Origin of the sequence: Amycolatopsis sp. NPDC051758 (assembly GCF_044453095.1) — a bacterium.
GTDB lineage: Bacteria > Actinomycetota > Actinomycetes > Mycobacteriales > Pseudonocardiaceae > Amycolatopsis.
This window is the reverse complement of record NZ_JBITCJ010000008.1, coordinates 450,268-477,025: the sequence shown is the minus strand read 5'-3', so window position 1 is coordinate 477,025 and position 26,758 is coordinate 450,268. Positions and strand designations below refer to the sequence as shown.

General features: G+C 71.8%; 23 protein-coding genes. 11 read left to right on the top strand and 12 right to left on the bottom strand.

What is annotated here, in order from left to right; translation table 11 throughout:
- Nucleotides 1-22: 22 nt before the first annotated feature.
- Nucleotides 23-1,012 carry a histidine kinase gene (locus ACIA5G_RS35365; protein WP_395931237.1) on the top strand — a complete coding sequence of 330 codons (990 nt, stop codon included), beginning with the start codon at nt 23-25 and terminating at the stop codon, nt 1,010-1,012.
- Here ACIA5G_RS35365 and ACIA5G_RS35360 read toward each other — a convergent pair.
- From ACIA5G_RS35360 to ACIA5G_RS35350, 3 genes are all read right to left on the bottom strand, one after another.
- Nucleotides 954-1,685, bottom strand: coding sequence for a polysaccharide deacetylase family protein (locus tag ACIA5G_RS35360; protein ID WP_395931235.1), 732 nt, complete (start codon nt 1,683-1,685; stop codon nt 954-956). The two genes, ACIA5G_RS35365 and ACIA5G_RS35360, sit on opposite strands and share 59 nt — an antisense overlap.
- A 76-nt stretch (nt 1,686-1,761) precedes the next feature.
- Nucleotides 1,762-2,568, bottom strand: a complete 807-nt coding sequence (locus tag ACIA5G_RS35355; RefSeq protein WP_395931233.1) for an NAD-dependent epimerase/dehydratase family protein — start codon at nt 2,566-2,568, stop codon at nt 1,762-1,764.
- A 26-nt stretch (nt 2,569-2,594) separates the two neighbouring features.
- A complete protein-coding gene (locus ACIA5G_RS35350) occupies nt 2,595-3,404 on the bottom strand; it encodes an IclR family transcriptional regulator (RefSeq protein ID WP_395931231.1) in 810 nt (269 codons plus the stop codon).
- A 160-nt stretch (nt 3,405-3,564) separates the two neighbouring features.
- On the opposite strand from ACIA5G_RS35350, the gene ACIA5G_RS35345 reads away from it, so the two are divergent.
- The 7 genes from ACIA5G_RS35345 to ACIA5G_RS35315 all read left to right on the top strand — a co-directional run bounded on the left by ACIA5G_RS35345 (nt 3,565) and on the right by ACIA5G_RS35315 (nt 14,127).
- Complete coding sequence (locus tag ACIA5G_RS35345; RefSeq protein WP_395931229.1) at nt 3,565-5,070, top strand: sodium:solute symporter family protein; 1,506 nt, start codon at nt 3,565-3,567, stop codon at nt 5,068-5,070.
- 50 nt (nt 5,071-5,120) lie between these two features.
- The gene (locus tag ACIA5G_RS35340) at nt 5,121-6,056 is read left to right on the top strand and encodes a 5-dehydro-4-deoxyglucarate dehydratase (RefSeq protein WP_395931227.1); all 936 of its coding nucleotides are present in this window, start codon (nt 5,121-5,123) and stop codon (nt 6,054-6,056) included.
- Nucleotides 6,056-7,312 carry a glucarate dehydratase family protein gene (locus tag ACIA5G_RS35335; RefSeq protein WP_395931225.1) on the top strand — a complete coding sequence of 419 codons (1,257 nt, stop codon included), beginning with the start codon at nt 6,056-6,058 and terminating at the stop codon, nt 7,310-7,312. The genes ACIA5G_RS35340 and ACIA5G_RS35335 overlap by 1 nt, the downstream gene beginning before the upstream one ends.
- 4 nt (nt 7,313-7,316) lie before the next feature.
- The gene (locus ACIA5G_RS35330; protein WP_395931223.1) at nt 7,317-8,456 is read left to right on the top strand and encodes a hypothetical protein; all 1,140 of its coding nucleotides are present in this window, start codon (nt 7,317-7,319) and stop codon (nt 8,454-8,456) included.
- A gap of 14 nt (nt 8,457-8,470) precedes the next feature.
- Nucleotides 8,471-9,925, top strand: a complete 1,455-nt coding sequence (locus ACIA5G_RS35325; RefSeq protein WP_395931221.1) for an aldehyde dehydrogenase (NADP(+)) — start codon at nt 8,471-8,473, stop codon at nt 9,923-9,925.
- 223 nt (nt 9,926-10,148) lie between these two features.
- Complete coding sequence (locus ACIA5G_RS35320; RefSeq protein ID WP_395931219.1) at nt 10,149-12,521, top strand: polysaccharide lyase 8 family protein; 2,373 nt, start codon at nt 10,149-10,151, stop codon at nt 12,519-12,521.
- A gap of 124 nt (nt 12,522-12,645) precedes the next feature.
- Nucleotides 12,646-14,127 carry a flavin-containing monooxygenase gene (locus ACIA5G_RS35315; RefSeq protein WP_395931217.1) on the top strand — a complete coding sequence of 494 codons (1,482 nt, stop codon included), beginning with the start codon at nt 12,646-12,648 and terminating at the stop codon, nt 14,125-14,127.
- On the opposite strand, the gene rpmJ is transcribed toward ACIA5G_RS35315, so the two are convergent.
- The 6 genes from rpmJ to ACIA5G_RS35285 all read right to left on the bottom strand — a co-directional run bounded on the left by rpmJ (nt 14,118) and on the right by ACIA5G_RS35285 (nt 21,487).
- The gene (gene rpmJ, locus ACIA5G_RS35310; protein ID WP_020640202.1) at nt 14,118-14,240 is read right to left on the bottom strand and encodes a 50S ribosomal protein L36; all 123 of its coding nucleotides are present in this window, start codon (nt 14,238-14,240) and stop codon (nt 14,118-14,120) included. The genes ACIA5G_RS35315 and rpmJ overlap by 10 nt on opposite strands.
- A 76-nt stretch (nt 14,241-14,316) precedes the next feature.
- Nucleotides 14,317-15,486: a VWA domain-containing protein gene (locus ACIA5G_RS35305; protein WP_395931214.1), complete on the bottom strand. Its 1,170-nt coding sequence runs from the start codon at nt 15,484-15,486 to the stop codon at nt 14,317-14,319.
- On the bottom strand, nt 15,483-17,663 hold the full coding sequence (locus tag ACIA5G_RS35300; RefSeq protein ID WP_395931212.1) for a DUF5682 family protein: 2,181 nt from the start codon (nt 17,661-17,663) through the stop codon (nt 15,483-15,485). Before ACIA5G_RS35300 ends, ACIA5G_RS35305 begins: the two co-directional genes overlap by 4 nt.
- Nucleotides 17,660-18,745, bottom strand: a complete 1,086-nt coding sequence (locus tag ACIA5G_RS35295; RefSeq protein WP_395931210.1) for an AAA family ATPase — start codon at nt 18,743-18,745, stop codon at nt 17,660-17,662. The genes ACIA5G_RS35300 and ACIA5G_RS35295 overlap by 4 nt, the downstream gene beginning before the upstream one ends.
- The gene (locus ACIA5G_RS35290) at nt 18,742-20,127 is read right to left on the bottom strand and encodes a DUF5691 domain-containing protein (protein ID WP_395931208.1); all 1,386 of its coding nucleotides are present in this window, start codon (nt 20,125-20,127) and stop codon (nt 18,742-18,744) included. Before ACIA5G_RS35290 ends, ACIA5G_RS35295 begins: the two co-directional genes overlap by 4 nt.
- A 40-nt stretch (nt 20,128-20,167) precedes the next feature.
- Nucleotides 20,168-21,487 (bottom strand): SWIM zinc finger family protein, encoded by a 1,320-nt coding sequence (locus tag ACIA5G_RS35285; protein WP_395931206.1) that lies wholly within the window; start codon nt 21,485-21,487, stop codon nt 20,168-20,170.
- A 102-nt stretch (nt 21,488-21,589) separates the two neighbouring features.
- Between ACIA5G_RS35285 and ACIA5G_RS35280 the strand changes: the two genes are divergently transcribed.
- Nucleotides 21,590-22,102: a PadR family transcriptional regulator gene (locus ACIA5G_RS35280; RefSeq protein ID WP_395931204.1), complete on the top strand. Its 513-nt coding sequence runs from the start codon at nt 21,590-21,592 to the stop codon at nt 22,100-22,102.
- Nucleotides 22,102-22,692: a GyrI-like domain-containing protein gene (locus ACIA5G_RS35275; protein ID WP_395931202.1), complete on the top strand. Its 591-nt coding sequence runs from the start codon at nt 22,102-22,104 to the stop codon at nt 22,690-22,692. The genes ACIA5G_RS35280 and ACIA5G_RS35275 overlap by 1 nt, the downstream gene beginning before the upstream one ends.
- A 33-nt stretch (nt 22,693-22,725) precedes the next feature.
- On the opposite strand, the gene ACIA5G_RS35270 is transcribed toward ACIA5G_RS35275, so the two are convergent.
- The 3 genes from ACIA5G_RS35270 to ACIA5G_RS35260 all read right to left on the bottom strand — a co-directional run bounded on the left by ACIA5G_RS35270 (nt 22,726) and on the right by ACIA5G_RS35260 (nt 26,269).
- Complete coding sequence (locus tag ACIA5G_RS35270; RefSeq protein ID WP_395931200.1) at nt 22,726-22,980, bottom strand: hypothetical protein; 255 nt, start codon at nt 22,978-22,980, stop codon at nt 22,726-22,728.
- Nucleotides 22,980-25,046 carry an AMP-binding protein gene (locus ACIA5G_RS35265; RefSeq protein WP_395931198.1) on the bottom strand — a complete coding sequence of 689 codons (2,067 nt, stop codon included), beginning with the start codon at nt 25,044-25,046 and terminating at the stop codon, nt 22,980-22,982. Before ACIA5G_RS35265 ends, ACIA5G_RS35270 begins: the two co-directional genes overlap by 1 nt.
- 287 nt (nt 25,047-25,333) lie before the next feature.
- Complete coding sequence (locus tag ACIA5G_RS35260; RefSeq protein ID WP_395931196.1) at nt 25,334-26,269, bottom strand: helix-turn-helix transcriptional regulator; 936 nt, start codon at nt 26,267-26,269, stop codon at nt 25,334-25,336.
- 85 nt (nt 26,270-26,354) lie between these two features.
- Between ACIA5G_RS35260 and ACIA5G_RS35255 the strand changes: the two genes are divergently transcribed.
- Nucleotides 26,355-26,744, top strand: coding sequence for a VOC family protein (locus ACIA5G_RS35255; RefSeq protein WP_395931194.1), 390 nt, complete (start codon nt 26,355-26,357; stop codon nt 26,742-26,744).
- Nucleotides 26,745-26,758 lie beyond the last annotated feature (14 nt).

Below are 26,758 nucleotides of genomic sequence, written 5' to 3'. Positions count from 1 at the left end.
CCCGCACTCTACTGTCGGCCCCATGCGTCAGTCCCTCGTCACGACGGCCGCAGCCGCAGCGGTGTTCCTCGCCGGCGGCGCCTGGACCCCGCACCAGGGCTGGGTCGCGGCGCTGCTCGGCGCGGTGCAGCTGGTGCCGCTGCTGTGGTCACGCCGAGCGCCCGCGGCCGTGCTGGTGGTCGTCACCCTCGCGACGGCCGGGCACCTGCTGCTCGACCAGCCGCGCAACACGATGTACGTGCCGGTGCTGCTCGCGCTCTACAGCACACCGCAGCGATGGCTCGCGGCCGCGGCGGCGCTCGTGATCGGCGGCGCCGTCTTTCCCGCGAAGGGGCCGCTCGACGGCACGGTCCTGGCCGTCACGATCTGCGCAGTTGCCTGGCTGCTCGGCGCGGAACGCCGTCGTGCGCTCGCGGACCGGGCCGAGCGCGCGGCGCGGCGGCTGCACGACACGCTCGCCCAGACCACGGCCGTGATGCTGGTGCAGGCGGAGACTCTGCGCGCGGTCGGCGACCTGACCGAAGCCGATCGCGAGCGGCTCGACACGTTGCTGGCTGCCGGTCGCGGCGCGCTGACGCTGGTCCGCCGCACGCTCGACGACCTGCGGGCGGATTCCGACCGCGCCCCGGACCTCGCCGAGGTCCTCGCCCGGCTGCGGACGGCGGGCCTGGTCCTCGACCGCGACCCGCTGCTGCCCGCGCTGCCGCGTCCGATCCTTGAGCTGGCCGAACGGTTCGTCGCCGAGGCGGCGGTGAACGCGTTGCGGCACAACGGTCCTGGTGTCCGGTTGCGGGTGGAGGTCGACGTGGGGGACCGGCTGACGATCACCGCGCGCAACCCGCTCAAGGGCAATCCGCGCGCGGGCGGGGGTTACGGCCTGGCCGGGCTCGCGGAGCAGGCCGCGGCGGCCGGGGGAGTCCTGACGCACGGGCCGCGGGACGGCGAGTGGGTCGTCAGTGTCGGGCTGCCAGCAGCTGCGACACGGTCACGAACCGGTAGCCGCGCTGCTTGAGCCCGTCGAGGATCGGCCCGATCGCCTGCCGGGTCTGCGCACGCGAGGCGTACATGCCGTGCAGCACCACGATCGAACCGGGCCGGACCTGGTCCAGCGTGGTGCGCTCGACGGTCGCGGCGTCCGGGATGCCCTCGGAGTCCGGCTCGACGTCCCAGGTGATCGTGGTGCGGTTGTGCTCGGCCAGGTAATGGGGCAGGGCGAAGAGCTTCTTGCCGTTCGGCGGGCGGAACAGGATGTCGCCGGTGTAACCGGTGGTGCGGATGAGCGCGTCGGTGGCCTCGACCTCGTCGGCGACCCAGGCGGGTGTCACGCCGATCATCCGGTCGTGCGAGAAGCTGTGGTTGCCGATTTCGTGGCCCGCGGCGGCGATGTCGTGCGCGAGGCCGGGGTGCGCCGCGATGTCCCGCCCGATGAGGAAGAAGGTCGCGGGCACCTGACGGCTCTTCAGGGTGTCCAGGATGGCGTGCGCGCCCGCGGGGTCGGGCCCGTCGTCGAAGGTCAGGGCGACGACCTTCTCGGTGGTCTCGACCCGGTTCACGAGCGTGCCGAAGAACTGGAAGGTCGGCGACTTCGACACCTGGAACAGCGTGAACGCACCGGCGAGGACGACGACCAACGCACACGCCACGACGATCGTCCACTTCCGCGCGCGGCGGGATTTCAAGATCATGGCGTCAGCCTGGCTTCGCCCGAAGAGACGAGGAAGCCGCGAAGGTACTAGTACCTTCGCGGCTTCCGTAAGACCGTCAGAGCGGGTTGAAGACGCCCAGGGGAGCGGTGCAGAACGGGCCGCCGACGTACTCCGCCGCGGCTCCGGTCGGCGCGGGCCGGGAAGCCAGTTGATCCGCGTACACCTCGGCGTCGTCCAGGGACTTGTAGCCCAGCGCTTCGGCTTCCTCGAGGGAGTAGATCCGGCGCGTGTTGTCCGAGACGCCCCAGATCAGCCGGTACCCCGGCGACGGCGCGGAGAGACAGGCCTCGAACAGCCGGGCGCCGTCGTCCGGCGACAGCCACGTAGTCAAGCCGCGCGGGCCCAGCGGCAACGGAGTCTCGAAGCACGAGCCGATCCGGATGACGATGACGTCCATCCCGAACCGCGAGTGGTACAGGCTCCCCAGCGCCTCGATCGCCGCCTTGCTGACGCCGTAGTACGTGTCCGGGCGCGGTGAAGAGTCCGCCGGGAGATCGGAGTCGTTGCGGCGAAAGCCGACCGCGTGATTGCTGGAAGCCAGGATCACCCGCGAAATCCCCGCCGCCCGTGCCGCTTCCAGCACCGTCTGCGTCCCGTTGATGTTGACGTCGAGGGTGGCTTCCCACGAGTTCTCGCGGCTGTGCCCGCCGAGGTGGATCAGCGCGTCGACACCTTCGCAGGCCGCGGCCATCGCCTCCGGGTCGGTGACCGACCCCGTCACGACCTCCTCGGAGGCGTCCGACGCCGTCTGCGGCGCCAGGTCGAGCAGGCGCAGCACGCGGCCGTCGCGCTTCAGGCGGGGGCGCATCAGGGTGCCGACGACACCCGCCGACCCGGTGATGAGCACACGCTGGTCCGTCATGGAGTTCCTTCCAGTAAGGGCGGCGGCTAGCGGATGCCGGCCCGGCGCAGCTGCTGCCCGAGCTCGGCGGTGGTTTCGGCGAGCAGCTCGCCGACACGCTGGGCGTCGGCGTCGGTCACCTGGGCGATGGGCATCGAGCAGCTGATCGCGTCGGTGCCCGGGATCCGGTACGGGATCACCGCGGCGACGCAGCGGACGCCCAGCGTGCCTTCCTCGATCTCGGCGGCGTAGCCACGCTCGCGGGTCGCGGCGCACTCGGCGTGCAGGGCTTCGAGCGAGGTGATCGTGTTCGGGGTCAGCGCGGTGAGCGTCGCCGGCATCAGCGCCTCGATCTCGTCGTGCGTCAGCTCGGCCAGCAGCGCCTTGCCCAGCGCGGTCGCGTGCGTGGGCAGCGTGCGCCCGACGCGCGAGACGAGGTGCGTCGAACGCTGCGACTCCCGCGTCTCCAGGTAGACGACCTCGGTGGCGTTGCGGCGCGCGAAGTGCGCGGTGAAGCCGGTCTTCTCCCGGATCCGCTCCAGCGCCTCGGTGGCGAACGGGACGACGGCGTCACGGTCCAGGTACGCCGTGCCGCAGATCAGCGCGCGGACGCCCAGGCGGTAGCGGGCGGTGTTGGCGTCCGCCTCCAGCCAGCCCGCTTCCAGGAGGGTCCGCAAGAGCCCGTGCAGTGACGAGCGCGGGAAGCCCGTGCGCGCGTGGAGGTCGGACAGGGACAGCCAGACGTCGTTCGCCGCGAAGGTCTCGATGAGGTCCACCGCGCGGCGCGCGGACTTCACTCCCGAGGACTCGGCGGGGGCACCGTCGGTCACCGCCGGGTTGTCCACCTTTTGCGGCATTTGTGTGCCTCCGTCCGGCCGTTGACTTGTGACTCCGGCCATATTAGCGTCCCGAACAACGTTCTTATGGATGAACATAATCACTATAACAGACTCCGTTCATGGATGTGAACACCTCCTTCGGGAACCGCATCACTGTGGACGCGGAAAGGAGCCTGCGGTGCACGTACTCGACTGGGCGATGGTCTGCGCGTATTTCGCGCTGATGATCGTGATCGGCTGGTGGTCGCACAAACGGGTCAGCGACGTGAAGGACTTCTTCACGGCCGGCGGCAAGATGCCGTGGTGGCTGGCGGGCATCTCGCACCACATGTCCGGCTACAGCGCGGTGCTCTTCGTCGCGTACGCGGGCGTCGCGTACACGAGCGGCGTCACCGTGTACTTCTGGGGCTTCGCCAGCATCGGCATCGGCGTGGGCATCGGCAGCTGGCTGTTCGCCGCCCGCTGGAACCGGCTGCGCTCGAAGCTCGGTGTCGCCTCGCCGCTGGAGTACCTGGCCAAGCGGTACAACGTGCCGACGCAGCAGGCGCTCGCCTGGAGCGGCAGCCTGCTGAAGATCTTCGACATCGCGGCCAAGTGGTTCGCCGTCGCGACGCTGCTGCATGTGTTCGCCGGGCTGGACTACAACCTCGGCATCCTGATCACCGGCGCGGTCACCCTCGTCTACTGCACCATCGGCGGCCTGTGGGCCGACGCGCTCACCGACTTCGGCCAGTTCGTCATCCAGGGCATCGCCGCGATCGTGATGATCGTCGTGGTGCTCGGCAAGCTGGGCGGCATCTCCGCGCTCTGGACGATGTGGGACAAGCTGCCCGAGAACCACGTCGACCCGGTGACGTCCAAGTACACCACCATCTTCCTGCTGGTCTACGTGCTGGTGAAGACGCTGGACTACAACGGAGGCATGTGGAACCTGGCGCAGCGCTACATGGCGGCGCCGAACACCCACGAGGCCCGGCGCGGCGCGCGGCTTTCGTCGGCGCTGTACCTTTTGTGGCCGCTGGTGCTGATGTTCCCGATGTTCGCCGCACCGCTGCTCATCCCCGGCATCAAGGACCCGACGCAGTCCTACGCGATCATGACCACGACGTTCCTGCCGCCGGGCCTGGTCGGCCTGGTGCTGGCGGGGATCTTCTCGCACACCATGGCGATGGTGTCCTCGGACGCCAACGCGATCTCCGCGGTGATCACCCGCGACATGATCCCGGCGATGGTCCGCCGCACCCGGCAGTGGACCGACACCCAGGGCTTGAAGGCGGCGCGGATCACCACGGTCGTGTTCGTCGCGCTGACCATGCTGGTGGCGACGCAGGCCCAGAACCTCGGCGGAGTGCTGCAGATCGTCGTCAACTGGGTCGCCGCGCTGATGGGCCCGATCTCCATCCCGCTGCTGCTCGGGATGCTGCCGTGGTTCCGCAAGTGCGGCCCGCGCGCGGCGCTGGTCTCCTGGGCGGGCGGCCTGATCGCCTACGGTCTCTGTTACTACGTCTTCAACGCGAACCAGACGGTGCTCGTCGCGACGCCGATCCTGGTCTCGCTCGCCCTGTTCGTCGGCCTCGGCCTGATCGCGCCCGAGCGCAGCGCGGTCGCCGATGAGATCGTCGACACCGTGAACACCGACGACGACGTCGACCGAAAGAAGGAAGGCACGACCGTGCCCGCCTGACGTTGGCCTTACCCGGCCGAACCCGAAAAAGGACGAGAGAGCAGAAACTGATGGCACAGAACGAGATCGAGCTGGACGGCCTGCTGGCGTTCCCCCTCACCCCGTTCACCGAGGACCTCGAGGTCAACCTCGACGCGCTCGCGGAGAACGTGGAGAGCCACATCGCGGCGGGCGCCGGTGCGCTGTTCGTCGCGTGCGGCACCGGCGAGTTCAGCTCGCTCTCGCCCGCCGAGCACGCCTCGGTGCTCACCCGGTCCCGTGAGGTGGCCGCCGGCCGCGTCCCGGTCTGGGTGGGTGCCGGGGGCGGCGCGGCGGCGGCGCGGGCCGGCATCGCGGCGGCCCAGGCCGGGGGTGCGGACGGCGTCCTGCTGCTGCCGCCGTACCTGGTCTCCGGGCCGCAGGCGGGCCTGGTCGACTTCGTCCGGTACGCCGTCGGTGACTCTTCGGTGCCGGTGATCGTCTACCACCGCGGCACCGGGGTGTTCACCGCGCCGGCCGCGGCTTCGCTGCTCGAGATTCCCTCGATCGTGGGCCTCAAGGACGGCTACGGCGACGTCGAGGTGATGACTCGGATCGTCACCACGATCCGGGCGCTGGACACCGAGCGGGCGCGGAACTTCCTGTTCTTCAACGGCTTGCCGACCGCGGAGGTCTCGGCCAAGGCGTACGCCTCGATCGGCGTCGCCCGCTACTCGTCGGCCGTGCACTGCTTCGCGCCCGAGATCGCGCACCGCTTCCACCGCGCGCTCGGCGAGGGCGACACCCGCGTGATGGACGCGCTGCTGACCGGGTTCTACCTGCCGCTGGTGGCGCTGCGGGACGAGACGCCCGGGTTCGCCGTCTCGCTGGTGAAGGCCGCCGCCCGGCTGCGTGGTGACAAGGTCGGCCCGGTCCGGCCGCCGCTGGTCGAGCCGACGCCGGAGCAGATCCACCGGCTCGAGAAGATCGTGGAGGACGGCTTCGTCACGCTGAAGGCGCTGGGCTGATGAAGATCCTCGATGTGGTGCTGACGCCGGTCGCGTTCGCCGACCCGCCGCTGCTCAACGTCATGGGCGTGCACGAGCCGTTCGCGCTGCGCAGCGTCGTGCAGGTCAAGTGCGAAGACGGCATAGTCGGGCTCGGCGAGTCCTACGGCGACAACGCGTTCCTCAGCGAGATGCGCAAGGTGCTGCCGCAGCTGCGCGGCCACGACGTCTTCGACCTGCCCGGCCTGCAGCGGCTGGTCGCGCAGGCGTTGTCGGGCACGGTCCTGACCGACGCCCACGGGCTGATCGGCGGGTTCTCGATCCGCAAGACCGTCGCGAGCGTCTACTCGCTGTTCGAGGTCGCCTGCCTGGACGCGCAAGGGCAGTACCTCGGCCGCCCGATCACCGACCTGCTCGGCGGCAAGGCCCGCGACGCCGTCGAGTTCTCCGCGTACCTGTTCTACAAGTACGGCAAGCACGTCGACGGCCGTGAGGACTCCTGGGGCGAGATCACCACGCCGGAGACGCTGGTCGGGTCGGCGAAGCGGATGATCGACGAGTACGGCTTCCGCTCGATCAAGCTCAAGGGCGGGGTGTTCGAGCCGGACCGGGAGGTCGACGGGATCCGCGCGCTGGCCGAGGCGTTCCCCGGACACCCGCTGCGGATCGACCCGAACGGCGCGTGGACGGTCGAGACCGGCATCCGGGTCGCGTCCGAACTGGACGGTGTCCTGGAGTACCTCGAAGACCCGACGCCGGGCATCAACGGCATGGCCCAGGTGGCCGAGGTGGCGTCGATGCCCCTGGCCACCAACATGTGCGTGGTGAACTTCGGCGACATCGAGCCGGGCTTCCGGGCGCGCGCGATCGGCGTGCTGCTCTCGGACCACCACTTCTGGGGCGGCCTGCGCGCGACGCAGTCGCTGTCGACGACGTGCGAGAGCTTCGGCGTCGGCCTGTCGATGCACTCCAACAGCCACCTCGGCATCAGCCTGGCCGCGATGGTGCAGGTCGCCGCGGCGACCCCGCACCTGACCTACGCCTGCGACACGCACTGGCCGTGGAAGGTCGAGGACGTCATCGAGCCGGGTGTGCTGGAGTTCCGGGAGGGCGCCGTCGCGGTGCCGTCGACCCCGGGCCTCGGCGTCAAGCTGGACGAGGACGCGCTGGCCCGGCTGCACGAGAACTACGTCCGATGTGGACTGACCAAGCGGGACGACGTGACCTACATGCGCAAGTACGTCGAGGGCTTCGAGCCGAACACGGCGAGGTGGTGACCCGGTGAAGGTGACGGGATACGCCTACCCCTGGGACGTCCTGGAGGCCGGGTTCGCCTCGCGGGCCCGGGAGCTGGGCGTCGACGAGGTGGCTGTGGCGCTGTCGTACCACAGCGCCCGTGCGGCGACGCCGTGGTCGGCTTCGCACACGGCGGTCGTGGCGCGGCACGCGGCGTTCTACCGGCCGGTGCGAGCGGAAGCCTGGGAAGGCAAACGTTTGCGGCCGTCCACTCCGGACTGGGTAGCTGCCCAGGACAGCGGTTCTGACGCCGTTCGGGTACTGAACGAGGCCGGGATCCCGGCCGCCGCGTGGATCGTGCTGACCCACAACTCGCAGCTCGGTTACGAGCACCCGGACGTCACGGTGCGGAACTGCTTCGGCGAGAGTTACCCCTGGGCGTTGTGTCCGTCGCAGCCCGCGGTGCGCGAGTACGCCGCGACACTGACCGCCGAGGCCGTCGCCGGGCTGGAGCTGTCGTCGGTGATCCTCGAGGCGTGCGGCCCGCTCGGCGCGGTGCACCAGCACCAGCACGAGAAGACCGACGGCGTCTGGGCACCCGCGGTGGCCCGGCTGCTGTCGATCTGCTGCTGCGACGCCTGCGCTTCTTCGTGGGACGTCGACGCGGACACCGTGCGGGCCCAGCTCGTCGAGGAGGTCCGGCGGCTGGTCGCGACCGGCGACCTCGGGGTGACGGCCGATGGCCTGCCGCCCTCGTTGACCTCGATGCTGCTGCGGGTCCGCCAGGATGCGACCGATGCCTTGCGCGCCGCGGTGCTGGCGTCGTTGCCCGCGGGAACGCGGATCGTGCTGCACGGCGCGCTCGACCCCTGGGTCACCGGCGCGCTGCCGGGCCTGACGCCGGCTGCCGCGGATGACGCCGACACCGTCGTATTGTTCGGCTGGGCACCCGCGACGGGTGCCGAAGCCGTCGCCGCGGCCCGGGAGGCGCTGCCCGACCGGGTCGCGATCGGCAGCTACATCACCGCCGTCGCGGCCGCCCCCGTGCCCGACATCGCCGCGTACGCCGGCGAGCTGGCCAAGGCGGGTGCGGCCGAGCTGCACCTGTACCACCTCGGACTGGCCGGTCCGGCTCGCTGGGCCGACCTGGAAACGGCCACCGTCGCCGCCCACGAGATCCACTGAGGAGCTGTACCGAAATGAGCCAGGCAACCGACGCCGCCACGCTCGAGAACATCTTGGCGGGAGCCGCCGCGGCCGCCCGTCCCGCCGCCGAAGCGACCCCGGCCGAGCGCGCCCGCTGGCTGGTCGCGGCCGCCGACGCGCTCGACGCCGCCGCGGACGACCTCGTCCCGCTGGCCCACACCGAGACGCACCTGCCCGCGTCGCCGCGGCTGGCCGGCGAGCTGAAGCGCACGACGTTCCAGCTGCGGCTGTTCGGCGAGGTGCTCACCGACGGCGAGTACCTCGGCGCCACCGTCGACCACGCCGACCCGGACTGGCCGATGGGCCCGCGTCCCGACATCCGCCGGGTGAAGACCGCGATCGGCCCGGTGCTGGTGTTCGCCGCGAGCAACTTCCCGTTCGCGTTCAGCGTCGCCGGCGGCGACACGGCGTCCGCGCTCGCCGCGGGCTGCCCGGTGATCGTCAAGGCGCACCCCGGGCACCCGGAGCTGTCCGCGCTGACCGGCCGGATTGTGCGCGAAGCTCTGATCGGCGCGGGCGCGCCCGAAGGCATCTTCGACGTGATCTTCGGGCAGGAGGAAGGCGTCACGGCGCTGAAGGACCCGCGGCTCGGCGCGGCGTCGTTCACCGGCTCCATCCCCGGCGGGCGCGCGCTGTTCGACATCGCCAACGCGCGGCCGCGGCCGATCCCGTTCTACGGCGAGCTGGGCAGCGTCAACCCGGTCGTGGTCACCGAGGCCGCGATCGCCGCGCGCGGGGAAGCCGTCGCCAAGGGCTACGCCGGGTCGTTCACCCTCGGCGCCGGGCAGTTCTGCACCAAGCCGGGCCTGCTGTTCCTGCCGGAAGACCACAACCTGACCGAGACGCTGCGTTCGGCGCTGGACGGCGCCGCGGCCCAGCCGATGCTGAACGACCGCATCGCCGCCGGGTACGCCTCGAAGCTCGAGAAGCTGCGCGAGGTCCCGGGGGTCGAGGTCGTCTCGGAGGCGGCTTCTTCGTCGCCGGCCTTCACACCGACGCTGCTCGCGACCTCCGGCAAGCAGTTCCTCGAGGGTGGCGCCGCCGTGCACGAGGAGTGCTTCGGCCCGGCGTCGCTGATCGTCACCTACGCCGACCAGGCCGAGCTGCTGCGCCTGCTCGACGTCGTCGAACCCGGGCTCACCGCCACGATCCACGGCGAAGAGTCCGATGTGGACTGGATCCGGCCGGTGCTGCCGGCGCTGGCCCGCGTCGCCGGCCGGCTGCTGTGGAACGACTGGCCCACCGGCGTCACGGTGAGCTGGGCCCAGCAGCACGGCGGCCCGTACCCGGCCACGACCGCCCCGACCACGACGTCCGTCGGCACCGCCGCGATCGAGCGTTTCCTGCGCCCGATCGCGTGGCAGGGCTTCCCGGACGCGCTGCTGCCCGAACCCCTGCAGGAGGCCAACCCCTGGCAGCTGCCCCGCCGCACCGACGGCTCCCGCTGACCGGCTGACCGCTGATCGCGCGGGGGCGCCCCCCGGTTTCCACTCTACCGTTCGGCACCGACAGTTTCGGCGCCGCCGAACGCGGAGCCACTGGACCCGCGGGGGCGCCCCCCGGTTCCACTTTATCGTTCGGCACCGACAGTTCCGGTGCCGAGAACCGCCGCCGCACAACTGAATCCCTTTCCCGCAAGCCAAGGCTGTCTTGATCCTGGGAGGCATTGTCATGCCCGTGAACCGGAGAAGTGCCCTGCGCGGTGGTGCCCTGGCGGCCGCTTCCACCGTGCTCCTGACCCGTCCGGCCTTCGCCGCCGGCGCCGCGCCCGCGGCCGGCCTCGCGGCCGCGAGCGGGGTGCCGGCCGCGACCGCGCCGATCGTCGCCGCGTACCGGCAGCTGCAGACCGGCATCAACCGGCCGTCGCCGGAACGCGCCGAGGCGCTGGCCAACCTGGGCCGCGTCGCCAAGGCCTACAACGCGAGCATGTCCGTCGCGGGCGGTGGTGCTCCACTGTGGACGGACCTGCCGCTCGGCCCGGGCAGCGACTACACCACGTCGATGTACGCGCGGCTGCGCGCGATCGCCGTCGACTGGGGCACGCCGGGCGGCGCACTGGCCGGCGACCCGGCGGTGCTCGAGCGGATCAAGGCGGCGCTGGAGCTGATCTACACCAGCCAGTACAACGAGAACGTCGGTGAGATCGGCAACTGGTACACCTACGAGATCGGCGTCCCGTACTACGTGCTGCACACGCTCTCGGTGGTCGCCGACCAGCTGACCGCCGACGAGCTCGCCCGGTACGTCCGGCCGATCAAGCGGTTCGTCGGCAACCCCAACCTGCGCGCGAACAACACGTCGGTGGTCGAAACCGGCGCCAACCGCGCGGACAAGGCACTCATCTCCATCGTGTCCGGCGCGCTGATCGGCGACACCGCCTGGATCAAGACCGGCATCAACGCGCTCACCGACGTCGCCGGCGGTGGCGCGGCCAGCGTCGTCGCGAAACTCGACCGCGCGGCGGGCGACGGCTTCCACGTCGACGGCTCGTTCATCCAGCACGACACCATCCCGTACCCCGGGCACTACGGCATCGTGCTGCTCACCGCGCTCGCCGGCGCCATCCACGTCACGCAGGGCACCGAGTACGCGCTGCCGCAGCCGCTGAAGGACAAGATCTACGCGCTGGTCGCGGACAGCTTCGCGCCGTTCGTCTACGCGGGCGCGCTGGTGGAGCCGGTGCGCGGGCGGATGCTGTCACGGCAGGGGGAGACCGGCCACGACATCGGCCACCAGCTCACGGTCGCGACGCTGGTGCTCGCCCGGACGGCGGCGGGCAAGACCAGGACCGACCTCAACGCGCTGGCCGCGAAGTGGATCAAGGAGGGCACCTACGCGCCGTTCCTGAAGATCCCCGACCCGGAACGCTTCGCCCCGGGCCCGGACCTGGTGGCCACGCCGGGCATCGAGTTCGCGCAGGACATGCTGGCGTCGGGCGCACGCCCGGCCCGGACGACGGCGACACACCGGATCTTCGGCCAGCAGGACCGCCTGGTGCACATCACCGAGGACTGGACGGCGTCGCTGGGTGTCAGCTCGACGCGGATTTCGCGCTACGAGTCCATCAACGGCCAGAACCTGAAGGGTTACTACGTCGGCGACGGTGTGCTCTACACGTTCCTGCCGAACGCGAAGGGCCACTACACCGACGCGTACTGGCCCACGGTCGACCCGCTGCTGCTGCCGGGCACCACGGAGAACGACGGCCCGGCCGACCCGGCGTTCGGCGGGGTGCCGGTGGGCCCGAACCCGCACACCGGCGGTGTCCGCTGGGACGACAAGCACGGCACCTACGCGTTCGACTTCAAGTCCTGGGACGGCTCGCTCGTCGCGAAGAAGTCGTGGTTCTTCACGCCGTCCGGTGTGGTGTGCCTCGGCGCCGGGATCACCGGCACGTCGGCGTCGAACGTGCGCACGACGATCGAGAACCGCAACCTCGGTGAAGGCGGCCGGGGCGCCTTGACCGCCGACTTCCGGCGCGTCGCGACCGACCTCGGCAAGGTGAGCACGCTGCGCCGGCCGCGCTGGGTGCACCTGGAGAACGTCAGCGGCTACGTGCTGCTCGACGACGCTTCCGTGACGGCGCTCCGCGAGGACCGCACCGGCGCCTGGCGCGACATCGACACCGGCGCCAACACCAAGGGCACCACCACGCCGAACACGCGCCGGTACCAGAAGCTGGTGCTGGAGCACGGGGTGAAGCCGACGAACGCGTCGTACGCCTACGCGGTGCTGCCCGGTGCGTCGGTTCTCGGCACGGTCGGCGCGTCCTGGGCGTGGCAGGTGCGGGCGAACACCACGACGGTCCAGGCGGTCCAGGCCGGCGACACCCTGCTGGCGAACTTCTTCGCGGCCGGCTCGGTCGGCGACGTGCGTGTCTCCGGGCCCGCGTCGATCGCGATCGGCCGGTCCGGCTGGGGCCGGCAGCTCGCCGTCTCGGACCCGACGCAGACGCAGGACAGCGTCACGGTGACCGTGCGCGGCAAGTCCGTGGTGGTGCCGCTCAAGGGCACCTTCGGTGCGACGAAGGTCGTGCCGCTGTGACATGCGGAGCCCCCGGCCGGGGGCTCCGCCACCCGGACCCCCGAAAGCTGAGGATGGTCTTCCCCGCCGGACCGGTGCCCCGACCCGGCCCGGCGGGGTCCCCACCTCGGTTACGCTGGATTTCATGACCAGTGCCGAGCACCTGGACGTCCTGATCGTGGGCGCCGGCCTGTCCGGCGTCGGCGCCGCCTGCCGGCTGCAGGAGCGGTTGCCGGGCAAGACGTACGCCGTGCTGGAAGCGCGCGACACCATCGGCGGCACCTGGGACCTGTTCCGCTATCCGGGCATTCGCTCCGATTCGGACATGTTCACCCTCGGTTACCCGTTCCGGCCGTGGAAGGACGCCAAGGCGATCGCCGACGGCCCGTCGATCCTCGCCTACGTCCGCGAGACGGCCGCCGTGCACGGCGTCGAGCAGCACATCCGGTTCGGGCACCGCGTGGTGCGGGCCGCCTGGTCGTCGGCCGAGGCACTGTGGACGGTCACGACGGCGCACGGAGCCGTGTTCACGTGCCGGTTCCTGTACCTGTGCAGTGGTTACTACGACCACGCGGGCGGGCACGTCGTCGACTTCCCGGGGCGTGCGGAGTTCGCGGGGGAGATCGTGCACCCGCAGCACTGGCCGGACTCGCTGGACTACACCGGCAAGGACGTCGTGGTCATCGGCAGCGGCGCGACGGCGGTGACCCTGGTGCCGGCGATGGCCGAGCGTGCTTCCCGGGTGACGATGCTGCAGCGCTCGCCGTCGTACATCGTGGCGCGGCCGGGGCGGGACGCGCTCGCCGACCGGATCCGCGCGCTGCTGCCGGAGAAACTCGCGCACCGGGTGGTGCGCGGCAAGAACGTCGTGCTGGGCACGTTCTTCTTCCAGCTGCTGCGGCGGCTGCCGGACCGGGCATCGCTGGCGCTGCGCAAGCGTGTCGCGGCGCAACTGCCGGCGTCGATCCCCGTCGACCCGCACTTCGTGCCGGACTACCAGCCCTGGGACCAGCGGCTGTGCCTGGTGCCGGACGCGGACCTGTTCCGCGCGTTGCGTTCGGGCAAGGCGGACATCGTGACCGACCGGATCACGCGGTTCACCGCTTCCGGGGTCGAGCTGGAATCGGGGCGGGTGCTGCCGGCGGACGTCATCGTGACGGCGACGGGTCTTCGCCTGGTGGCCTTCGGCGGGATCGCGCTGACGGTCGACGGCCGCGAGATTTCTCCCGGCGACCAGCGGGCGTACAAAGGCATGATGTTCGGCGGCATCCCGAACCTGGCGTGGTGCGTGGGCTACACGAACAACTCGTGGACGCTGCGCGCGGACCTGACGTCGCAGTACGTCTGCCGCCTGCTCGCGCACCTGGACAGCCGCGGGTACGCGTACTGCGTGCCGGACGCGGCCGACGCCGAGACGGCGGGCCGGCCGCGCCCGATCGTGGACCTGGCGTCCGGGTACATCAAACGGGCCGCCGCCGGCCTGCCGAAGCAGGGCGGGCGACGGCCCTGGATGATGCGCCAGAACTACCTGCTGGACCTCGCCGACATGCGCCTCAACCGCCTCGACGACGGAGTGATGCGCTTCGGCCGGGTGCCTGCGCGGGTTCCGGCGGCGCGTCAGCCCTGACGGGCCTTCGAGCGCGGGTTGTCCTTGTTGATCACGAAGACGCGATTGCCGCGCCGGATCACCTGAGCTCCGGACTGGCGGGCGAGCGAGCGGATCGAGCTGCGGACCTTCATGGCGAGCCGTCCTTCCTGCGGGAGCTGTCCCGCACACTCTCGTCAACCAGCTCGGGCGTCGGTTTAATCCCGCAACTCAGCTGGTCTCGCGGGCGACCCAGCCCTGGAGGTCGTCCCCGCGAACGGCCGCCGCCATCAGCTCCGGGAACTGGTCCGGGGTGCACGCGAACGCCGGGACGCCCAGCTCGGCCAGGGCCGCCGCGTTCTCGTGGTCGTACGACGGCGCGCCCGAGTCGGACAGCGCCAGCAGCGTCACCACCTGGACGCCCGCGCCGACCAGCTCGCCGACGCGCTGCAGCAGCTCGTCCTCGTCGCCGCCCTCGTAGAGGTCGCTGATCAGCACCAGCAGCGTCTGCTGGGGCCGGCCGACCAGGCCCTGGCAGTAGGCGATCGCGCGGTTGATGTCGGTGCCGCCGCCCAGCTGAGTGCCGAACAGGACGTCGACCGGGTCGGCGAGGTGCTCGGTGAGGTCGGCGACCTCGGTGTCGAACGCGACGAAGCTGGTTTTCAACGACCGCATCGAGGCCAGGACCGCGCCGAACAGCCCGGAGTACACGACCGACTCCGCCATCGAGCCCGACTGGTCGACGGCCAGGATCACGTCACGCTGCACGGCCTGCCGGCGCCGGCCGAACCCGACCAGCTTTTCCGGCACGATCGTGCCCAGCTCGGGGGAGTAGTGCTTGAGGTTCGCGTGGATCGTGCGCGCCCAGTCGACGTCGCCGGGCCGCGGCCGGTGCGTGCGCGACGCCTTGTCCAGCGCGCCGGTGATCGCCGAGCGGGTGCGCTCGGCGAGCCGCTCCTCCAGCTCCTGCACGACCTTGCGGACCACCTCGCGCGCGGTCTCCTTGGTCTCCTCGGGCAGCACGCCGTTCAGCGAGAGCAGCGTCCCGACCAGGTGCACGTCCGGCTCGACCGCCGAGAGCAGCTCCTTTTCCAGCAGCATCCGGGTCAGCCCCAGCCGGTCGACCGCGTCGCGCTGCATCACCTGCACCACGGTGCTGGGGAAATAACGCCGGATGTCCCCGAGCCAGCGGGCGACCCGCGGCGCCGACGCGCCCAGGTTCGCGCTCCGCGGCCCGCCCGTGGCCTCGTCGTCCGGCTTGTCGTAGAGGGCGGCCAGCACCGCGTCCACCCCACTGTCCTCATCGGACAGCTGGGCGTCGGCCAGGCCCGAACCCGGGCCCGCGCCTTCCCCGCCCAGCACCAGCCGCCAGCGCCGCACCCGGTCCGTGTCCGTGCTCAAACCCCCACCCCCAGCAGTGTCGCCAGGACGGGCAGCACCCGCTCCGCCCGGTCCTCGTCCAGTTCGTCGGCCACCGGCACCACCCGCGCCGTGCCGGAGAGCCCGGCCGCACGCTGCCCGATCGCCCGCTTCTCGGGTCCGCTGAATGCCCCGAAAGTGCGGCGCAGCAACGGAAGCACCTCGGTGAAGACGTCGTCGGGGATCGCCGAGAGCCAGGCGTCGATCACCTGCAGCAGGCCTTCGTCGTGCACCAGCAGCAGCGCGCCGCCGTCGAAGAACCCCTCGACGTACGCCGCACCCGCCGACGGTGTGATGCCCGGCGTGAGCGCCCGGCCCAGCCGCAGTTCGATGTCGAGCGCGTCGAGCAGCCCGGCGTCGTGCAGGATCCGGCTGAGCCGGCCGGCCAGCAGCGGCGGCAGTGACGGCCGTTCCGCCAGCCGGGCCAGCGCCGCCAGCCAGCGTTCCTTCGCGTCGTCACCGAGCAACGACGTCGCGTCGTGCACGCCGTCGACCAGCTTGGCCATCCGCGCCGCGGCGTCGTCGTCGATCGCGTGGGTCGCCGGTGGCAGGCCGGCGCAGATCCGGTCGAGCATGCGGTGGGCGACCGCGCGCAGCGAGCCGGTGTCGGTGTCGCGCACGTCGCCGTAGCGGGTCGCCCGGGCCAGCGCGGGCAGGGCCGACATCAGCCGCGCGACGTCCGCGTCCGCGGCGGCCCGCGCGTCGAGCGCCGCGAGCGCGTCGGGCAGGGCCTCCGGCAGGTCGGCGAGCAGGCAGTTCTCGACGGCCGTGGTCACCTCGTCCAGCGGCGGCTTGCCCTCGAGCGTGCCGCGGACCGCGGCGCCGGCGGCCGACGGCACGGTGGTGCCGTGCACCGCGGCCGCGACCAGATCGACCTCGAACGACGGCTCCCAGCACAGCGCCCAGGTCTCCCGGAACGTGCCGCGGTTCCGCCGCGCCGACGCTTCCCGGCTGCCCCACTCGATGCCGAGGATCCGCAGCCGGTGCAGCAGCTTCGAACGATCGAGCCCGCCGGGCGTCCGCAGATCGAGGTCGAGCTCCTTGACCACCGGGTCCTTCTTGAGCCGCAGGCGTTTCGCCGTCGCGGTCAGGTCCGCGGCCAGCGGCGGCTGCGGCACCCGGTCGGGCACTTCGCCCAGCCGTTCGCCGACGACGAGCCGCCGGGTGACCAGCTCGACCTGCACCTCGTCCCCGCCGCACAGCACGGACCGGGTGGCTTCGGTGACCTCGGCGAGCCCGGCCGACGACCGGCCCCGCAGCGTCCCCAGCGTTTCGGCCAGCCGGACCGCCTCGATGACGTGCGCGGTCGAGACCGGCAGGTCCTCTTCCCGCAGCACCGCGGCAACACCGGCCAGCCAGCGCGTGGTGACGTCCTCGGCCGTGGTGAACAGGTGGTGGTACCAGCCCGGTGACCGGACGCCCGCGCCGTAACCGCTGGCCGTGGCGAGGCGGCCGTGGGTCCACGGCACCCAGGTGCACGCGACCTTCCGCTTCGGGAGTCCTTTGAGGACGGCCTGGTCGTGTGACGCCGGCGGCAGCGGATCGGCCAGCGCGGGCACGTGCCAGGCCCCGCAGACGACGGCGATGTTCTCGAAGCCCTCCTTGCGGGTGCGGCGCAGCACGGTGCGCATGTAAGCCTCACGCCGCGCTTCGTTGCCCCGCGGCGCTTCTTCGTCCTCCCGCAGCGCGGTCATCGCCTCGGCGATCACGTCGAACGGGTTTTCGTCGTCCCGCCGGGACTCGACGACGTCGTCCCACCAGCGTTCCGGATCGTCGTAACCGCCGGCCGAAGCCAGCGCGGCCAACGGGTCACCCGGCGGCCCGGCGTGCTCGTCGGGGCCCGCGGCGAACGTGTTTGCGGCCGGGAGGTCGCAGAACCGCACCGGGACGCCGGCTTCGCGTGCGTAGGCCAGCGCCTGCCATTCCGGGCTGAAGACGGCGAACGGCCAGAACGCGGCCCGCGAGACGTCGTCGGTCGCGTACGCCAGCAGCGCGACCGGCGGCGCCATCGCCGGGTCTTCGGTCAGCTCGACCAGCGCGTCGGCTTCGGGTGGGCCTTCGATCAGCACGACGTCGGGTTCGAGCTCCGCCAGGCGTGTCGCCACGGCCCGGGCCGAACCCGGGCCGTGGTGCCGGATGCCGAGCAGGTGGGTCGTCACGAAATCTCCTGGCCCGCCCGGTAGAAGTCGGCCCAGCCGTCACGCTCGCGGATGACCGTCTCCAGGTACTCGATCCAGATCGCGCGGTCGGCCACCGGGTCCTTGACCACCGCGCCGTGGATGCCGGCCGCGATGTCGTGCGGGCGCAGCACCCCGTCGCCGAAGTGGGTCGCCAGGGCGAGGCCGCCGGTGAGCACACTGATCGCCTCGGCCGTCGACAGCGTGCCGGACGGCGACTTCACCGCCGTGCGGCCGTCTTCGGTGCGGCCCGAGCGCAGCTCGCGGAACACCGTGACCACCCGGCGGATCTCGTTCAGCTCGGCCGCTTCGGCCGGCAGCTGCAGCGACGCACCCAGCTGGGCGACCCGGCGGCTGACGATCTCGACCTCCGCGTCGGCGGTGTCCGGCAGCGGCAGCACCACGGTGTTGAACCGCCGCCGCAGCGCGCTCGACAGCTCGTTGACGCCCTTGTCGCGGTTGTTCGCCGTCGCGATCAGGTTGAAGCCCGGCCGCGCCTGCACCTCGGTGCCCAGCTCCGGGACCGGCAGCGTCTTCTCCGACAGGATGGTGATCAGCGAGTCCTGGACGTCGGCCGGGATGCGCGTCAGCTCCTCGAGCCGGGCGAGCTTGCCGTCGCGCATCGCGCGCAGCACCGGGCTTTCGACCAGCGCGGCGGCGCTCGGGCCTTCGGCGATCAGCCGGGCGTAGTTCCAGCCGTAGCGGATCGACTCCTCGGACGTGCCCGCGGTGCCCTGGACCAGCAGTGTCGAGTCCCCGCTGATCGCGGCGGACAGGTGCTCGGACACCCACGTCTTCGCCGTGCCGGGCACGCCGAGCAGCAGCAGCGCGCGGTCGGTGGCCAGCGTCGCGACGGCGACCTCGATCAGCCGCCGCGGGCCGACGTACTTCGGGGTGATCACGGTGCCGTCCGGCAGCGTGCCGCCGAGCAGGTACTCGACGACGGCCCAGGGGGAGAGGTTCCAGTTGGGGGGCTTCGCCCGGTCGTCGGCGGCGGCCAGCGCGGCCAGCTCGGCGGCGTGGTCCTGTTCGGCGTGCGGCCGGAGGACGGTGGCGGCGGTCATGCGAGCTCCTCGTACATTTCGCGGCGGAAGTTCAACGTCTCGGTGAGCGCCCGGCGCCACGGCCCGGCGTCCATGGTCAAGCGGGTGGTGGCCAGCGGGTGGCCGAGGCAGGCGCGCGGGACCGCGCGGGCGATCACGACGGCGGCGTGCGAGACCAGGCGGTGGTCGTCCTGGCGGGCGATCCAGTCGAGCAGCGCGGTGCCGAGCTCCTTCGTCCACGGCCGGGGCAGCTCGTGCACCAGCCGCGCGAACGACTCGACGGGCAGCCGGCTGACCAGGTGCCCGACGGTGGCGGCCTGGCTGCCCGGGCTCAGCACGCCGAGCAGCGGCGGGGTGGTGCGCCCGCCGGGGTCGGCGCCGATCAGCGCGTGGGCCCACGTTTCGTCGTGCTGGCGCAGGGCCGCGGTGGCCCAGGAGTCGCGCAGCACGCCGGACGGGCAGCCTTCGACGGTCATCCGCACCACCTCGGCCGGCGGGCCGAACTCCGTCCAGAACGCCAGGGGCGCGGCCGCGACGAGCGTCCGCAGCCGGACGGTGCCTTCGCCGCGTTCCCCTGGGGGCAGGGACACCTCCAGGACCCGGCCCCGGCGGCGCACCAGCGGCCGCAGCCGTTCGGCCATCTGCTGCCCGTAGCGGGTGCCCGGCAGCCGGCCGAGCAGCTCGGCGGCTCGCTCGCGGACCGCGGCCGCGCGGTCGCTGAGCGCGGCTTCGAGGAACGCTTCGTCGTCGGGGCGGACGTGCGCGGCGAGCACACCGAGGAAGTCCGACCGGACGTCGGCGGGTTCGCTCTTCCACGACGAAGTGAGGGCTTCGCGGGCGGCGTCCGGGTCTGTGGCCAGCCGGGCGGCCAGCCAGCGGCGGCGCTGGGCGAGGCTGCCGTACTGCCAGACGTCCGCGGTTTCCCCGGCGGGCGCGGACAGGAAGGCCCAGTCCGGGTTTCGCTGCCCGAGCCACGCCCCGACCGGCCCGGCGACCGTGACCAGCGGACCGCGCAACGCGGCCTTGGTGCGTGCCGCTTCGGCCAGCAGGGGCAGGGTTTCCGGCGGGACGCGGTAGCTCGTGCCCGCGACGATCCCGAGCCATTCCAGCAGCAGGTCGGGGTGGCTCGCGGCCAGCAGCCGGGCCAGCCGTTCCCGCGCGAGGGGCGGCACTAACGGCCGCTCGTCGTCCGCGGCGACCGGTAGCGGCTTGACGTCGGCTAGGGGACGCTTGCCGGCGCGCCGGTAGGTGGTGAGCACGGCCGCCGCGGTGAGCAGCTGGTCCGCGGGTTCGGCGCGGTCGGCGACGAGCTCGCGGACGGCCGGCGGCTGGGTGGTGGTGTCGAGGGTGCGCCGGCGGGTGCCGAGGAGGGCGGTGCCGACGAGGTCTTCCCAGGCTTTCACGATCGCACCTCCTGTTCGTGGTTCCGGTTCGCCGGGTGGTTCACAGCCGCACCGCCCGGTTTTCGTGCCAGCAGGTCAACGGCCGCAGGCCCGACGGGCTCCATTCGCCCGCCACCGTCACCGGGCGGCCCGCGGACATCGCCAGCAGCGACCACGGGAAGGCGTACGGCACCAGCGGCAGCGCCGTTCCGTCCTTTTCGGACAGACACCAGCCGCCGGCGTGTTCCGCCGGGGTGACGCCGGCCAGCAGGACCGGCCAGCGTTCCAGCCACGGGTCCGCGGCCATCGCCCGTGCGCACGCCCCCAGCGCGTCTTCGATCGAACCGCCGTCGGCGGCCGGGGCGGGGAGCGGGATGCCGCGCTCCGCCACGAGCGCACGCAGCGGGGCCGCGCCCGGATAGAAGGCCAGCTCCGCGGTGAGCAGGTGCCCGGGCGGCAACGACGCGTCGAGCGGCCGGCCCGGTGGCGCGAACGACAGCACCAGCGCGTCCCGGCCCGTGGTGTGGCCGCGCAGCCAGGTGCGCCGGGTGAGCAGCCGGTCGTTCTCCTCGTCGGCCGCGCCGGTGATCAGCCAGTCGTCGGAGACGCGCTCGCCTTGTTCGAGCACTCGCGCTGTCTCCACGGAGAACCCGAGCCGCGTGCGGACGGTCTCCGCCAAGGCCGGCGGCAGTTCGCTCAGCCGGCTCGCCGCGTCCGCCAGCAGGTACAGCAGCGACAGCTCGCCCAGCAGCGCCTCCGGCCAGTCGCGGCGGCCGACGATCCCGGCCGCCCGCCGCAGCCCGCCCGCCAGGCCGGACGCTTGCGCGTCGACCATGCGGGCGGCGACCGTGCGCAGCTCTTCACCGCCGCTGCGGTCGAACCCGGCAAAACCCGCGCCGATCCGGTCGGTCAGCCAGATCTTCAGCTCCGCCACGCCGCCTTCGACCCGGGCGGCGCGTTCGCCGGCGCGCCGGGCGGCGGCTTCCTCGTCCTTCGGCCCGGCTGTCTCGGCGCGTTTTTCCGCGCGCCGGGCGCGATCCGCGCGTTCGGCGAGCCAGGTGTGCACCCACTCCGGTGGCTCCGCCGTGTCGAGCTGCCCGGCCGCCCACAGCATCAGCAACCCCAGCGCGTGTTTGCACGGGAACTTCCGGCTGGGACAGGAACACCGGAACGCGGGCTCGGCGAGCTCGACGCACGTCTGGTACGGCTTCTTGCCGCTGCCCCGGCAGAAACCCCACACGGCGTCTTCGGACGCGCCCGCGCCCGACCACCTCGCCGGCGCGGCGAGCGCCCGGCCCGCCTTCTCCGAAGCGGGATCCGGCGCCAGCCCGGCCACGCGTTCCGCGGTCCACGGCACCGCCGTCACCACCTGTCCCCCCACTGTGCTCCCTCGGTTTTCGGATACCGCTGAAGCATGCCAGGACCCACCGACAATTTCCGAGAGCGTTGACACCGAGCCCTATTCTAGTTCTAGAATAGGGCCGTGCTGACCGACGCGGAACTGACGGTGCTCGGCCTCGTGGTCGAACGGCCGCGCCACGGCTACGAGCTGGACGAGGTCGTCTCGGAACGCGGCATGCGCGACTGGACCGCCCTCGGTTTCAGCTCGATCTACTACGTGCTCGGCAAACTCCGCGACCGCGGCCTGATCGCCGAGGTCGCGGCGGATCGGGCGCACGCCAAGGCCAAGAAGACGTTCACGGCCACGGACGCGGGCCGGCAGGCGTGCGCCGAGGCGGCGGAGGCGGCCATCGCCGAGCTGCGCCCGGTGCACCCGCCGGTGCTGATCGGGCTGGCCAACAGCCCGGCCATCCCACCCGGACGGCTCGCGGCCGCCCTGGCCCGGCGTGCCGAAGCGGTCGAGGAGCGGCTGGCCGAAGTCCGCCGCGCCGCCGCGGCCCAGCCGGACGTGCCGCCGTTCGTCCGGGCGATCTTCGACTACTCGATCGCGCAGCTCGAAGCCGAAGCCCAGTGGCTGACCGGAGGAACGATCTGATGCCGTACGACGTCAAGAAAGACTTGAAGCAGCTCTACGCACCGAGGAACCGCGAGTGGGAGCTGTTGGATGTGCCCGAACAGCAGTTCCTCGCGGTCGACGGCCGCGGCAACCCGAACACGGCGTCGAGTTATGCGCGGGCCGTCGAGGCGCTCTACGCCTTTGCGTACACGATCAGGATGGCGGCGACGGAGAGGTTCGTCGTCGGCCCGCTGGAAGGCTTGTGGTGGGCCGACGACATGGCGGCGTTCACCGTGCGGGCCAAGGATTCCTGGCAGTGGACGATGCTCGTTTCCGTGCCCGGGTGGATCGGCGAGGACGCCGTCGAGTCGGCGCGGGAGACGGTGCGGCGCAAGAAGAAGATCGACGCGCCGGTGCGGCTCGAGAAGCTGCACGAGGGGCGGTGTGCGCAGGTGCTGCACGTGGGGCCGTACGACGACGAGGGTCCGGTGCTGGCCCGGCTGCACGACGAGTTCCTTGCCGCGCAAGGGTTGAAGCCCACCGGACTGCACCACGAGGTCTACCTTGGCGATCCGCGGCGAGTGGCGGCCGAGAAGCTCAGGACCGTGCTGCGGCAGCCGGTCGGCTGATCCGGCTCCGTAGGAGGCCGCGAGTCCGATAGGTCAGCCGTCAAGCTCGGCGAGCCCGCTTTCCCACCGCGCCCGGCGTTGCTCGGAAGTCTGCTCCCACCAAGGCTCCCCGCGCTCTCCGAGCGCGACCTTCGCCGTCTGCGTCCGCGCGCGATCCTGCACGCGCCGCGCCGCCATCAGGTGCTTCTGCAGCCGATCCCGGACCTCGTCCGGGATCTCCGGATCCGTCGCCCGCCACCGGCGGCCGTCGACGATGATGTGACGGCCGTCGGCCGTGTGCTCCGGCATCAGTAGTCGGTGGTCGCCGGCCAGGTGTCGTCGTGCAGCAGGCGCTTGAGGATCTTGCCCGTCGCGTTGCGCGGGAGGTCCGGCACGAAGTACACGTCGCGCGGCACGGCGAAGCGGGCCAGGCGCTGGTGGATGTACGCCCGGATGTCCTCGGCGTGCAGCGACGCCCCTCGCCGCGGCACGACGTACGCCGCCAGGCGCTGGCCCCACTCCGCGTCCGCCACGCCGACCACCGCCGCGTCGTGGACGCCGGGCAGGGCCACCAGGGCTTCCTCGACCGGGCGCGGGAAGACGTTCTCGCCGCCGGAAACGATCATCTCGTCGGCGCGGCCGGTGACGAACAGCCGGTTCGCCGCGTCGAGGTAGCCGACGTCGCCGGTGGCCATCAGGTCCGCCGCGCGGGCCGGGTCGGTGCCGTTCGTGTAGCCGTCGAACAGCATGTCGTTGCCGACGAAGATCTGGCCCTCGCCGCCGGGCGGGACCGGCTTGCGGTCCTCGTCGAGGATCGCGACGCGCGTGCCGAGCGGGCAGCGGCCGGCCGTGGTCGGCGCGGCACGCAGGTCACCCGGGTCGGCGATGCTGGCCCAGGAGACCTCGGTCGAGCCGTAGAAGTTGTAGAGGACGTCGCCGAAGGTGTCCATGAACTGCGTGACGAACGTCCCGGACATCGCCGAGCCGCTACTCGCGACGATCCGCAGCGACGACAGGTCGTACCGCGCGCGGACCCGCTCGGGCAGGTCCATGATCCGCTGCAGCATGATCGGCACGACGAACAGCGCGTCGCACTTCTGCTCGGCGATCGTCCGCAACGTCTCTTCGGCGTCGAACTTGCGGATCAGCGCGAGCGACGCGCGCAGCGCCATCCCGATCTGCATCGCGGCCAGGCCCCAGCTGTGGAACAGCGGTGCCGCCACCAGGATGTTGTCACCGGAGCGCAGCGGGATGCGGTCGAGGATCGACGCGGCCGCGCCGAGACCCTTCGGGGTCGGGCGGCGGGCGCCCTTCGGCGTCCCGCTGGTGCCGGAGGTGAGCACGACCAGCCGGCCCGGCCGCTCCGCCGGCTTGGGCGGGTCGGCGGGCGCGGCCTGGATCAGCTCGTCGACGGTCGGGTAGCCGGTCTCGGCGTCCGGCCAGGTGCTGATGCGCGCGAAGTCGCCCGGCACGTTCGCGATGGTCTGCGCGAACTCGTCGTCGGCCAGGACGGCGGCCGGCTCGTGCTCGGCCAGCACGTCCTTCACCGACGACGGCGACAGCCCGGTGTTCAGCAGGATGACGTCGCAGCCGAGCTTGCTGGCGGCGACGAACGACTCGACCATCGCGGAGTGGTTGCGGCACATGAGCGCGATCCGGTCGCGCTCGCCGACACCGAGGTCGGTCAGCGCGTTGGCGAGCCGGTCGCTGCGCTCCTTGACCTGGCGGAAGGTGCGGAGGTTGCGCTCGTCGTGCAGGGCGGTCTGGTCGGGCACGCGGCTCGCGGCAGCCTGGTAGCCGCCCGCGACGGTGGCACCCCACTGCGCGATCGAACTCAGCTGGCGGGCCAGCCGGTCCGGCCGGGCGGGGCTCACCACGCCGGCGCGCACCAGGATGCTGGTGGTGCGCAGCTTGGTCGCCTTGTTGCCGTCGGTGTCGGCCTCGGGATCGGGCTTGCCCGCCAGGTGCAGGTCGAGGCGCCGGGCGAGGGCACGGAGGTCCTTCTTCACCGACGACACCAGGTCCAGGTGCGACGGCGGCAGCATCATCCGGACGAACAGCTCGGTCTTGCCGCCGGCCAGCGGTCTCAGCTCCAGGGAGACCCAGGTGCCCTCGTCGGGGACGCCGCACCACACGACGTGCTCGCCCGGCCGGTACACGACGGCCTGCATCTGCGTCTCCAGCATCGGCCCGCGCTCGGGGACGATCCGGATCAGGCCCTTCGGCCCCCGTCCGCGCGAAGGCGGCTCCTGGATCTCGCACCAGCTGATCTCCGGCACGAATCGCGAATACCACTCCGGCGATCCGACGATCTGCCACACCACGTCCGGCGTGTGTCCGACCACGGCACTCGCCTCGACCACATCGTCACGCATCGTCAGCCCTCACCGCAGGTGTCACCGAACACACGTTCAGGTCACGGACGCGTCACATTAGCAGCAAACGGGTGATCCCGGATACTCCGAACGGCGATATACCGGAGAGTAACGGACACTCGTAGTAGGTAGTCCCACTGTCCACTATGGATACCTTAACGCCGTTTACCGAGCATAGCGGGAAAATGGCCGCGGATCGAAGCTCGCGAAGTCGGTTCGGACGGGCTTCTGACGTGCGTCGTCTCGAATGATGAACGCCTGGATCTGATCCGACATTGAGTAGATAATCAGGCATAACGGGCAACCAGTTCGGCACCCAGGCGGGCGAGTTCGGCTTTGACGGACTCCGGACCTTCGACCTCGACGAGCGCACCCCAGCCCGCCAGCTCCTGCGCGATCATGATCGGCGCCGGCGCGGCGACCCGGGCGCGGACGCGGTCACCCGGCAGTTCGGTGACCATCTCGCAGTGCCGGCCGAACCGGTCGCGCAGCACGCCGAAGTAGCGGCGGCCCAGTACGACGTGCGCCGTGAGGAGTGAACGGCGCTTCTCCATCTCCTCGACGACCTCGTCCCACACCTTGGCCAGCTCCAGGCCCGATGGCCGGTCGGCGGTCTCCTCGGTCGGGACGGCCGTGATGATCCGGTCGACGCGGAACGTGCGGCGCCCCTTCTCCGTGCCCGCGACGAGGTACCAGACGTCGTCCTTGTCGACCAGGCCCCACGGGTCGACGAGCCGTTCCGACTTCTCCCGGCCGGCGTAGGTCAGCCGGACCTTCCGGCGCGCGATGACGGCGTCCCGCAGCGCCTCGACCATCGGCGGCCGCTCCTTCGGACGTTCGCCCCAGCCCGCCTGGTCGACGACCACCGCGTCCGCCGCGGCCTCGGCGTCCGCCCGGAACGTGCCGGGCAGCGCGCCCATGAGCTTGCGCAGCGCGGACTTGACCTCCGGTGCGGCGGCCGCGGCCGGGCCGGCGAGGAGGAAGAGCGCTTGCGCTTCCCGCGCGCTCAGTCCGGAGAGATCGGTCCGGGCGCCGCCGACGAGCTGCCAGCCGCCACCCCGGCCCGGCTGCGGGTAAACGGGCACCCCGGCGGCCGAGAGCGCTTCGAGGTCACGGCGGGCCGTCGCGACGGAGATCTCGAGCTCCGCGGCGAGCTCGCCCGCGGTGACGCGGCCGCGGGTCTGCATCAACAGGAGGGTGGCCACGAGGCGATCGGCGCGCATGGGGGAAGTGTCGCAAACAAAGTGCTCAGTCGGTGCGCACTTTTACCCCGCATGATGGCTGCACACCCGATGAAGAGGAGCAGACATGCTGCGAGGAATGGCCACCGTCTCGTACTTCGCCGACGACCACGCGGCCGCGCAGGCCTGGTACACCGAGTTCCTCGGCGTCGAGCCGTACTTCCACCGCCCGGGCTACGCCGAGTTCCGGATCGGCGACTACCAGCACGAGCTCGGGCTGATCGACAGAAAGTACGTGCCCGCGAGCATGGGCGGCGCGAGCGGCGAGATCGTCTACTGGCACGTGGACAACCTGGAAGCAACGGTCGCCCGGCTGCAGGAACTCGGTGCGAAGGAACACGAGCCGATCACCGAGCGCGGGCCCGGGTTCGTGACGGCGTCGGTCGTCGACCCGTTCGGCAACGTCCTGGGTGTCATGACGAACGTGCACTACCTGGCGGTGCTCAAGGAGCGGTGAGGGTGTCGCGAATT